Source organism: Mucilaginibacter humi (assembly GCF_013087555.1).
Genome location: NZ_JABFCR010000013.1, coordinates 33,856 through 43,002 on the forward strand (window position 1 = coordinate 33,856; position 9,147 = coordinate 43,002).

17 protein-coding genes are annotated in these 9,147 nt (G+C 40.9%); 10 read left to right on the forward strand and 7 right to left on the reverse strand.

All coding sequences use genetic code 11. From position 1 onward, the window contains the following. Nucleotides 1-200: 200 nt before the first annotated feature. The 9 genes from HK413_RS21965 to HK413_RS04230 all read left to right on the forward strand — a co-directional run bounded on the left by HK413_RS21965 (nt 201) and on the right by HK413_RS04230 (nt 4,055). A complete protein-coding gene (locus HK413_RS21965) occupies nt 201-392 on the forward strand; it encodes a hypothetical protein (protein WP_394353130.1) in 192 nt (63 codons plus the stop codon). After that, nucleotides 338-538: a hypothetical protein gene (locus HK413_RS04205; RefSeq protein WP_175269220.1), complete on the forward strand. Its 201-nt coding sequence runs from the start codon at nt 338-340 to the stop codon at nt 536-538. The genes HK413_RS21965 and HK413_RS04205 overlap by 55 nt, the downstream gene beginning before the upstream one ends. 43 nt (nt 539-581) lie before the next feature. After that, nucleotides 582-833, forward strand: a complete 252-nt coding sequence (locus HK413_RS04210; protein ID WP_246229729.1) for a DUF2752 domain-containing protein — start codon at nt 582-584, stop codon at nt 831-833. Between the two features lie 267 nt (nt 834-1,100). Continuing rightward, nucleotides 1,101-1,463 carry a TM2 domain-containing protein gene (locus HK413_RS04215; protein WP_246229731.1) on the forward strand — a complete coding sequence of 121 codons (363 nt, stop codon included), beginning with the start codon at nt 1,101-1,103 and terminating at the stop codon, nt 1,461-1,463. Between the two features lie 118 nt (nt 1,464-1,581). Continuing rightward, on the forward strand, nt 1,582-1,734 hold the full coding sequence (locus HK413_RS20710; protein WP_317169279.1) for a Nif3-like dinuclear metal center hexameric protein: 153 nt from the start codon (nt 1,582-1,584) through the stop codon (nt 1,732-1,734). Further along, complete coding sequence (locus tag HK413_RS20715; protein WP_317169280.1) at nt 1,718-2,014, forward strand: Nif3-like dinuclear metal center hexameric protein; 297 nt, start codon at nt 1,718-1,720, stop codon at nt 2,012-2,014. Before HK413_RS20710 ends, HK413_RS20715 begins: the two co-directional genes overlap by 17 nt. Then, nucleotides 1,996-2,679, forward strand: a complete 684-nt coding sequence (locus tag HK413_RS20720) for a Nif3-like dinuclear metal center hexameric protein (RefSeq protein WP_317169281.1) — start codon at nt 1,996-1,998, stop codon at nt 2,677-2,679. The genes HK413_RS20715 and HK413_RS20720 overlap by 19 nt, the downstream gene beginning before the upstream one ends. A gap of 140 nt (nt 2,680-2,819) precedes the next feature. Next, the gene (locus HK413_RS04225) at nt 2,820-3,569 is read left to right on the forward strand and encodes a zinc ribbon domain-containing protein (protein ID WP_175269246.1); all 750 of its coding nucleotides are present in this window, start codon (nt 2,820-2,822) and stop codon (nt 3,567-3,569) included. A 174-nt stretch (nt 3,570-3,743) separates the two neighbouring features. Further along, entirely contained in the window at nt 3,744-4,055 is a 312-nt protein-coding gene (locus tag HK413_RS04230; RefSeq protein ID WP_175269247.1) for a ribosomal maturation YjgA family protein, read from the forward strand. A gap of 26 nt (nt 4,056-4,081) precedes the next feature. Here the strand turns inward: HK413_RS04230 and HK413_RS04235 are convergent, their stop codons facing one another. From HK413_RS04235 to HK413_RS04265, 7 genes are all read right to left on the reverse strand, one after another. After that, nucleotides 4,082-5,065, reverse strand: a complete 984-nt coding sequence (locus HK413_RS04235; RefSeq protein WP_246229741.1) for a PA0069 family radical SAM protein — start codon at nt 5,063-5,065, stop codon at nt 4,082-4,084. A 116-nt stretch (nt 5,066-5,181) separates the two neighbouring features. Further along, nucleotides 5,182-5,817: a response regulator transcription factor gene (locus tag HK413_RS04240; RefSeq protein ID WP_175269248.1), complete on the reverse strand. Its 636-nt coding sequence runs from the start codon at nt 5,815-5,817 to the stop codon at nt 5,182-5,184. Beyond that, nucleotides 5,789-6,028, reverse strand: coding sequence for a sensor histidine kinase (locus HK413_RS04245; RefSeq protein ID WP_246229732.1), 240 nt, complete (start codon nt 6,026-6,028; stop codon nt 5,789-5,791). The genes HK413_RS04240 and HK413_RS04245 overlap by 29 nt, the downstream gene beginning before the upstream one ends. Further along, nucleotides 5,998-6,288, reverse strand: a complete 291-nt coding sequence (locus HK413_RS04250; RefSeq protein ID WP_175269249.1) for a sensor histidine kinase — start codon at nt 6,286-6,288, stop codon at nt 5,998-6,000. The genes HK413_RS04245 and HK413_RS04250 overlap by 31 nt, the downstream gene beginning before the upstream one ends. A gap of 291 nt (nt 6,289-6,579) precedes the next feature. Continuing rightward, on the reverse strand, nt 6,580-6,936 hold the full coding sequence (locus HK413_RS04255) for a hypothetical protein (RefSeq protein ID WP_175269250.1): 357 nt from the start codon (nt 6,934-6,936) through the stop codon (nt 6,580-6,582). 330 nt (nt 6,937-7,266) lie between these two features. Next, on the reverse strand, nt 7,267-7,770 hold the full coding sequence (locus tag HK413_RS04260; RefSeq protein ID WP_175269251.1) for a hypothetical protein: 504 nt from the start codon (nt 7,768-7,770) through the stop codon (nt 7,267-7,269). Beyond that, a complete protein-coding gene (locus HK413_RS04265) occupies nt 7,760-8,233 on the reverse strand; it encodes a hypothetical protein (protein WP_217452061.1) in 474 nt (157 codons plus the stop codon). Before HK413_RS04265 ends, HK413_RS04260 begins: the two co-directional genes overlap by 11 nt. 220 nt (nt 8,234-8,453) lie before the next feature. Between HK413_RS04265 and HK413_RS04270 the strand changes: the two genes are divergently transcribed. Next, nucleotides 8,454-8,783 carry a hypothetical protein gene (locus HK413_RS04270; protein ID WP_175269253.1) on the forward strand — a complete coding sequence of 110 codons (330 nt, stop codon included), beginning with the start codon at nt 8,454-8,456 and terminating at the stop codon, nt 8,781-8,783. Nucleotides 8,784-9,147: the final 364 nt, after the last annotated feature.

Consider the following 9,147-nt stretch of genomic DNA (forward strand, 5'->3'; position numbering starts at 1 on the left):
AAATATCACCTATCTAAAACAAAATCACCTATAAAACGCTTTTGTATGATAGTTTAAACAACGTATGGCATTTATTAAACGTATTTAAATTACAACTCACAACTTTTAACCTAATACTTAAAAAAATGAAAAATGCATTGATATGGGGGGGCGCTGTTATAGGCGTACTTAGCGCGGCCTGGTTATTTCTTACACACGCAATGGGTTATGATACTCAAAACGACAACACTGCACCCTACGAATACTTTTCGATATTGATACCGATAATAGGTTTGTTTTTTGGCATATTAAACTATCGCAACGTTGAATGTAATGGCCAGATGGGTTTCTGGAAGCTTTGGTACAAAGCTTTAAAATTTTATTATTTGGCGGTATCCTGGCGGTATTTGTAGCCATTGTTTATATTAATTATATCCAACCAGGCGGTGTTAACTTTATGGCATTCTCGGGCCGTATGTTTGGCGCTTTGTTAATTGGATTATTATCGGCTTTAGGCGTATCTTTGGTTTTGGCAACAAAATCAAACAAAGTTGATTAAGTTTTTAAAGACAAATTTCGAACTTATTTTTTGGATTGCGGCTTTGATAGCATTGGGCGTAAGTAACCCTGCTGCGGAGTCGCAATATTCTTTATGTCCGTTTAAGGCCGTGGGTATAACGTGGTGCCCCGGCTGCGGCATTGGGCATGCTATATCGTGGTTGTTGCATGGCGATTTAGCCAGATCTTGGCAGTCGCACTGGCTGGGTGCGCCGGCTTTATTAATAATAGGTTATCGTATTTATGTGTTGGGACGACGTATGTTTATACCCAAACAGGAGTATAAGTTTGAATAGTTCGATAGCCTTACCTAAATCCTCTCCTTTGGAGAGGATTTCGATGCAAAATGTTTAATATTAATCCGATTAAAAGCCCCTCTCCTTTGGAGAGGGTTGGGGTGAGGCGTTCACAGACATCCTTAATCCACCCGCCATTTTCACCGCCTAAATTCCCGCGCTTACCGAGTTGTTTACCCGCCCTGCCCATTTTGCATAGGCCAATATTTAGTTCTATATTAGTTTTGGGGTATAAATAATAAACAATCACACTAAAAACTAAAGATCATGGATATGTATCAAAACCCGTATATGAGCCTTCCGGGCATTTCATCTGAAGAATTAGCTCTGCTACAACAAGCAACTTCTGGCTTAACCGACGACCAGAAAAAGTATTTCTTTATGAGCTACTCCGGTAAAAGAAAAACACCGCAGGACGTATTAATATTTACCCTGATAGGTTTCTTCGGCGTAGCGGGTATACAACGCTTTTTGTTAGGACAGGTCGGTATGGGTTTACTGTATTTCTTTACCGGTGGCTTTTGCTTAATAGGTACCATTGTCGACCTGGTAAACCATAAAAAGTTAGCTTTAGAGTACAACCAGAAAATGGCTTTCGAAAGCTTTAACCTTGCCAAAATGGGTAACTAATCATCCGTAGGGCGCACAACCCGATCTATCATATATTGGAAACGTGAAGACGCAAAAGACATTTGCGTCTTTACTTGTTTAAACGGATTTTTGGTACTTTTATCCAAATCTGCGATCAATGAAACTATCCCAACTCACCACCTACCTTGAAAGCATTGCCCCGCTGGCTTACCGGGAAGATTATGATAACGCCGGCCTTATTGTAGGGAATCCCGACCGGGGAAATTCAACAGGTCCTGATCTCGCTGGATTGTGTGGAGGCAGTGGTTGATGAAGCTATTGCTACCAATTGCCAGGTTATTATATCGCACCACCCCATAGTTTTTAAAGGATTAAAAAGGTTTAACGGCAAAACCTATGTGGAACGCGTGGTTGAGAAAGCCATCCGTAATAATATTGCCATTTATGCTATCCATACCAATTTAGACAGCGTGCTAACGGGTGTTAACGCCAAAATTTGCGAAACCCCGGGTTTAGAAAACAGCCACATCCTGTCGCCTAAGCATGGTATCTTAAAAAGTTGGTTACTTATGTGCCTACCAGCCATGTAGACCAAGTGCGGAACGCGTTGTTCCACGCCGGTGCCGGCAATATTGGTAATTACAGCGAATGTAGTTTTAACGCCGAAGGTACCGGCACGTTTAAAGGAAACGAGGACAGCGACCCATACGTAGGCGAACCCGGCGTACGCCATACCGAAGAGGAAACCCGTATAGAAACTGTTTACCCCGCCAATTTAGAAAGTAAGATACTAATGGCGCTGATACTGGCGCACCCCTACGAGGAAGTGGCTTATGATCTTTACGCGTTAACCAATCAGCATCAGCAGGTAGGCTCGGGTATGATAGGCGAGCTTGACCAGCCCATGGATGCCGAAGAGTTTTTATATCACCTTAAAGAAAAAATGCACGCGCAGGTAATAAGGCACACCGCTTTTACCGGCGGGCAAATTAAAAAAGTGGCGGTTTGCGGTGGTTCGGGTGGGTTTTTGCTGAAACAGGCCATTGGCGCCGGCGCGGATATTTTTATCACCGCCGACTATAAATATCATGAGTTTTTTGATGCCGACGGCAAGATCATTATTGCCGATATCGGCCATTTTGAAAGCGAGCAATTTACCCAGCAGCTATTGCATGAAATGATACAGAAGCGCTTTGCTGATTTGCCCTTACGGTTAACCAGTGTGAATACTAATCCGGTTAAATATTTTATGTAAACCAAGGCTTAACCCCTCTCTTTTTGAAAGGGGTTTGGGGTGAGGCACAGCAATTTACAATTGAATTATAAAATATTTTAAAAAGTTGTATCTTTGCCATCCGTTTATAAAAAGAAATAAGTATAAATCCCGTCAAAATAATGGAACAAACCGTAGAACAAAAGCTTAAAGCGTTATACGAATTACAAACCATCCACACTAAAATTGATAAAATTCGCCAGATTAGAGGTGAATTACCTATGGAAGTTGCTGATTTGGAAGATGATGTTGCTGGTTTGGAAACCCGTATACAAAAAATTAAAAGTGAGCTTGATGATTTGGAGGATGATATTGTTACCCGCAAAAACCTGATAAAAGAAGCTCAGGCAAATATTAAAAAATACGAAACACAGCTTAACGAAGTAAAGAACAACCGCGAGTATGACGCGATTTCAAAAGAGATCGAGATACAAGGGTTAGATATACAAGTAAGTGAGAAAAAAATCCGCGAATATGGTTTTGAGATCACTTCAAAAACCCAGGTTTATGAAAAAGCGCTTGCTGACTTAGAGGCCCGCAAAAGCGACCTTGAAGCTAAAAAAGATGAACTGGGTACTATTACTGCCGAAACTGAAAAAGACGAAAGCGAATTAACTGCACAGGCAGAAAAAGCTATCCCTAACATCGAAGAACGTTTGTTGGTTGCTTACAACCGTTTGCGCCAAAACGCTAAAAATGGTTTAGCTGTAGTTACTATCTCCCGCGATTCATGTTCAGGTTGCTTTAACCAGATCCCACCTCAGCGTCAGTCTGATATCCGTCAACGCAAAAAAATTATTGTTTGCGAGCATTGCGGTCGTATCCTGATAGATGAAGTAATGGCTTTAGAAGCAGAAACTGCAACCGCTTAATAATAATTAATCAAAAAATATAAAAGCGCCTTTGGGCGCTTTTTTGTTCGCAGACTTTGCCTCTTGTAAAATATATATATATTTAACCATGTTAAAGGCGCGACTGATCTATTTATTCCTTATTGTTGTAACCGTTATTGTGGGCTGGTATCGCGCGAGCTGTCTTCGGCAGTTGTGCCCTTATTTGTTGGCGATATTTTATGGGGGTTAGCGGTATTTCTTTTAATGCGGTTTATATTTATAGCGAAGCCATTATCTTTTATCGTAATAATAAGTGTAATTTATGCTTACGCTACCGAACTTACCCAGCTATACAGTGCGCCATGGATAGATAACCTTCGCCAGACATTTTTTGGCAAGGTAATGCTTGGCGAAACCTTTTACCTTGGCGATATTGCCAGCTATACCATTGGCATTGGCACGGGTGTTTTGGTTGAGCTTTCGCTGCGTACACTGGTAAGAAGCATGTATCCTGAAGTGGATTAAACCTCTTTTCTCTTCTTGTCGGCGATTTAAAACATAGTCGTCTGCTTACCTCCTTTTGGTGTAAATAAAGTATAATCGTACTCAGGCATTTCGCGGCCGGCTAAAAAGCGGTTACACGCCATTTTATATAACTGACTGATAGATTGGGCAACCGGTCCATCGCCGCGCATCCGGCGGCCAAATTCGCTATCGTTTAGCTTACCATCATGGCAGGCTTTGATCATATTTAAAACTTTCTCGGCCCGGTCGGGATAGGCTTTATGGATCCAGTCGGTAAATATTTCGCCGATGCTTCCGTTCAATCGCACAATAGTAAAGCCTGCCGACAGCGCGCCACGGTCGGCTGCAGCTTTAATAATATCAGGGATCTCATTACTGTTTAACCCGGGAATTATCGGCGCGGCCATCACCCGTACCGGCACTCCCTTTTCTGATAGTTTTTGGATAACCCCAAGCCTCCCGCTTGCCGTTACTGTACGGGGCTCCAGCTTTTGCCTTAGCGATTCGTTTAACGAGGTGATAGAAACATTAACATGGATCAAATTCAATTTAGCCAGTTCGGTAATAATATCCAGGTCGCGGATGATGACGTTGTTTTTGGTAATAATGCTTACCGGGTTTTTATATTGCAAAAATACTTCCAGCAATCCGCGGGTAATTTTTAAGCGACGCTCTATGGGCTGGTAACAATCTGTATTGCCAGATAGTAATATTGTTACCGGCTGGTAATTGCGCTTGTTAAAATACTTCTCAAGCAACTCGGGCGCACTGCGTTTAACGATGATCTTACGTTCAAAATCCAACCCGGCACTAAAGCCATAGTATTCGTGCGAATTACGGGCGTAACAATATATACAGCCATGCTCGCAGCCCTGATAAGGATTAATGGAATACATGTTGCTCAGATCTGGGCTGTTTGATTCGCTTACAATCTTTTTAGGCGACTCCTCAAACAATTGGGTCGCGCTATTTTCAAGCAGCGGTTCATCCAACCCTTCTATATGATCCAGTACATATTTGCGCTTTAAAAACTTATTATCGGTATTAACCTGCGCGCCGCGCCCCTTAAAAACTCCGGATTATCCTGATGTGCCATAGCACAAATATTGCTAATATTTTTAGCAAATTATAATTCTATCAGGTTATTTTTTATGGCGTATAATACCAGCCCTACTCGGCTTTTAATCTGTAGTTTCTCGAAAAGCTGGTCGCGATAGCCGTCAACGGTACGCACACTTATACACATCTGCTCGGCAATTTCTTTGTAGGTAAGTTCGGTGCCCGATAGTTTTAAAAACTCCAGCTCGCGGCTATTCAGTTTAACCAGCTCTGTTTGTTTATTAAAGTTGCTCACCAGGTGTTTGGTTACAAATTCGGGGTAGTAAACCTCATTGTTCGATACTTTGTTTAAAGCCTCTTCAAACTCATCGGGTTCGGCATCTTTTAACAAATACCCTTTTACGCCAATTTTAATCATGGTCAACACTTTTTCGGCATCCTCAAACATTGATAATACAATAATATGCACATCAGGATAATTAGTACAGATCCACCGGGCAGTATCAATACCGTCCCATTTTGGCATATTAATATCTAATAATATAATGTGGGGCTTTAATTTGGGGGTTAATTTCCGGCTCAGTTCTTCCCCATCACCGGCTTCAAAAAGTATTTTATATTGGGGCAGTTTATTGATGAGTGATGCTATTCCACTTCTAAAAAGACGGTGATCGTCAACCAAAGCTATCAGAATAGGTTCCATCGGGTTGTAAATTGTTTAAAGAGTTTAAGCTCACTGCAATACTGCAACCCTTGCCGGGTGTACTATTGATACTTACGGTACCGCCAATTAACGCTGCCCTGGTTTCAATGTTTTTTAATCCAAGCCCCCGTTTATCCTCAAAAACATCTGTCGAAAAACCATCACCGTCATCTGCGACTGTTAAATTAAACATTTGATCAGAATATTGCAAACTGATAGTGAGATGTTTAGCGTTAGCATGTTTAAGCGTATTGTTAACCGACTCTGGAAAATACGGAACAGCAACAACTCATGCTGGCCGCCCAAATTATATTCATCGCCGGCAACCGAAAAACTAACCGCTATTATGCCGCTCTTATTAATACGCTCTGCTTCAAGCTCAATAGTTTTAACCAGCCCCTTTGCCCTTATATGTTCAAAACTAAGGCTTTTTGAAAGGTCGCGCAGATCATATATCGTTTGTGCGATCAATTCCCGACTCTGTTTGATCTTTACCGACTTATCCTGCTCGGTAAGCTTACCTGTTAAGGCCAGGTTTAGTTTAACAAATGATAGTACCGGGTTATATTATCATGTATCTCGCGGCTGATATGGTTTAGGGTTTGTTCTGGATCTCAAACCGGGTTTTTAGTAATTCCGATTCGAAAGCAGCTTTCATTTTGTGTTTTTCTTCGATATGCTTTTTTTTCCGCCGGCTATATTTACTGATGTATATCACAATAGATAATGGCGCCAGCAGAAATATAAGGGTAGACAGTAAAATTATTTGTTTGATGTTATCCATCGCTTACAGATAAATGAATAGCTCCAGCAGCCATATAAAATAATAATCAGCACATCGCCTATATAAGTTAAATATACTGTATTGCCGGGAGAAACCTTTGTCAGCATATTATAAAACAAATTGCAGGCCGTACTGCCAAAGAAAAAGAACAAGGTACCGGTAACCCACCAAAAATCTGCAAGAGTTGTTATATCGGCATACTCTTCGGCACTAATCAGCAGATAATAATAATATAAGCTGTAGAATATAAACAGAACAGACATTACAGAAAAAGTATCGGCATTATAATTAAAGATCCCCGCCGGGAAAGTAAACAGATCATAAATATATATCACCAATAATAAAGCAAGCCCCCGATAATGAGGGGCTTACTACGGGTGTATTTATTAAGCAAATGGTAAAACATAAAGCTAAAGGCGCTTATTTGGATTAAAAGTAAAATATTATATATCCACGCGCTTGAGTTTGTAGGGATCGGATTATGCCGGTAAACAGCCTTTAGCGGTATTGCCCCCATTTCAACCATACAGGTTATTAGCATAAACAAAATCATCATGCGCCAGGTAAAATCCTTGTCATTAATAAGGCAAATAAAAGCTACAATTAAACAAACTAATTCGGCAATGGTGTATATGGTAAAATATTGAAGCATAGCAGCATGTATATTAGTTACAGTTGTTTGGGCATAAGCTACCGTTATTTTCAGGTGGCGGGAAGTGTGAATTGTACCTTACTTTATTGCCGCCTTTTTCTGTACTACGGGTATCGCTCTCACAGTAAAAATAGTCATTTCCAATATTGTCTACAGTTGTCAGCACAAAGGTGCTTTTCCCATTAGCGTTATATGTATCATCGTGGTAAGTCGCCATATAAATCCTTATGCCCGCAAAACCAGGTCCCTGTGCCATTTCATTAAGCCTTGCTGCATCAAACCAAACGGCGTGTGTAGTCATAACTTTTCCGTTAAAATTTTTCACCATCTTCTCTGCATAACTCCGCTTGATTGCACCCGGTCTGTTTAGAGCGGCACAAGACGGCTCAAAATCGCAATTACCACAAGGTTTGCGAAGCAATGCTCCAGCAGTGTTCTCAGATTCAACGGCTATTTTTAAGGGTACAGTTGATACATGTAGGGCCGATTGTAAATGATCATAATAATCATGGTGCATCTTGTCCGGGGGTAGAGGGAATGCCCGGTGGAGGAGGTATAAAAACTATGCTATCTTTTGTTGAAACTACAATCAGTCTGATATCTGGTGAGGAAAGGCTTTCTTTACCAAAATATATTCTTATGCCATCAGTGTGATAATTCCTGCCGCCGGTTAGTGGCGCGGCAATCTCACTTGCAAGCATTTTGTTAAGCAACATCACCATATCTTTCTTTATAAAAAAGCTCGTTTTCGGGTGTATTTCGTTAGCCGCGCTTGTCTGGAAATTTTTAATCATTGTTAAGGCATCAGTTTCTGACAGGCCGTCTAAAGTTTCATGAACAATAGCGCCAGCAGGCGGTGCTGCTAAAAATTTGGCAGACGTGGTACTTACAGAATCTGCTTTTGTTTTCGTTGTGCTGGCCTGATTACATCCCGCCATCACAAATGCGGCCAGGACGAGTGTTAATAATAATCTTTTCATTTTTCTGTGGGTTAGGGTGATAATTTTTTTGTCTAAAGTACAGCCTAAATAAAAAAAAACACCCCGTGTTTTCACGGTATTTTTTACGTGTAAAAACGTGATAAATACCGTGTTGTCCCCGTTAATTCAAATTGCTGGTTTACTCAACTTTGGGTTATTCAATCAAATATCTGGTTGTTGCGGTTAAGCCGAAAACGCAATAGAGTAGGCAATTCATATTATGAAAACAGACTTTAAAAATATATCTGACTTGAAACGCACAGTCGCAGACGATCCTAACTTTCAGGCAGAATTACAAAAAGACCCGGTAGGCGTAATTGCAAATATTCAAGATAGCCCATTAACAACTGATGTATGGATTTATCGAATAGTTGTAATCGCCCTAGGTACAACTATTTTATCACTGGTTCTGGGGGTATTAATATTGGTTGGCACCGGCCAGTTTAAAGACGACAAAGCAGTACCTACCATATTAACTGCTATTGGAAGCGCTGCAATTGGTGCATTAGCCGGGTTACTGGCCCCCTCACCACAAAAAACACCCAATTAAAAACGGTTAAGCCGAAAACGGAAAAGAGTAGGCATTAAAAAAATCATGAAAAGTATATTTGTAGACCCCTCAAAAAGCAAGCTATCTTGCAAAATAACCCCAAATAATTTACTATCTGGCAATACAGATTGTTACCAGCCCATAGAGCGTCACCGAACAATACCCGCGGATTGCTGGAAGTATTTTTGCAATATAAAAACCCGGTAAGCATTATTACCAAAAACAACGTCATCATCCGCGACATTATTACCGAACGTTTTCTATTAACGGCTTTATTACAGTATCGCGCAGCATGTAGGCGTGTGCTGATGTGATGGTAACGGAAGTGTTGCATAAGCGATGGATGGCATCAAGCAAATAATTT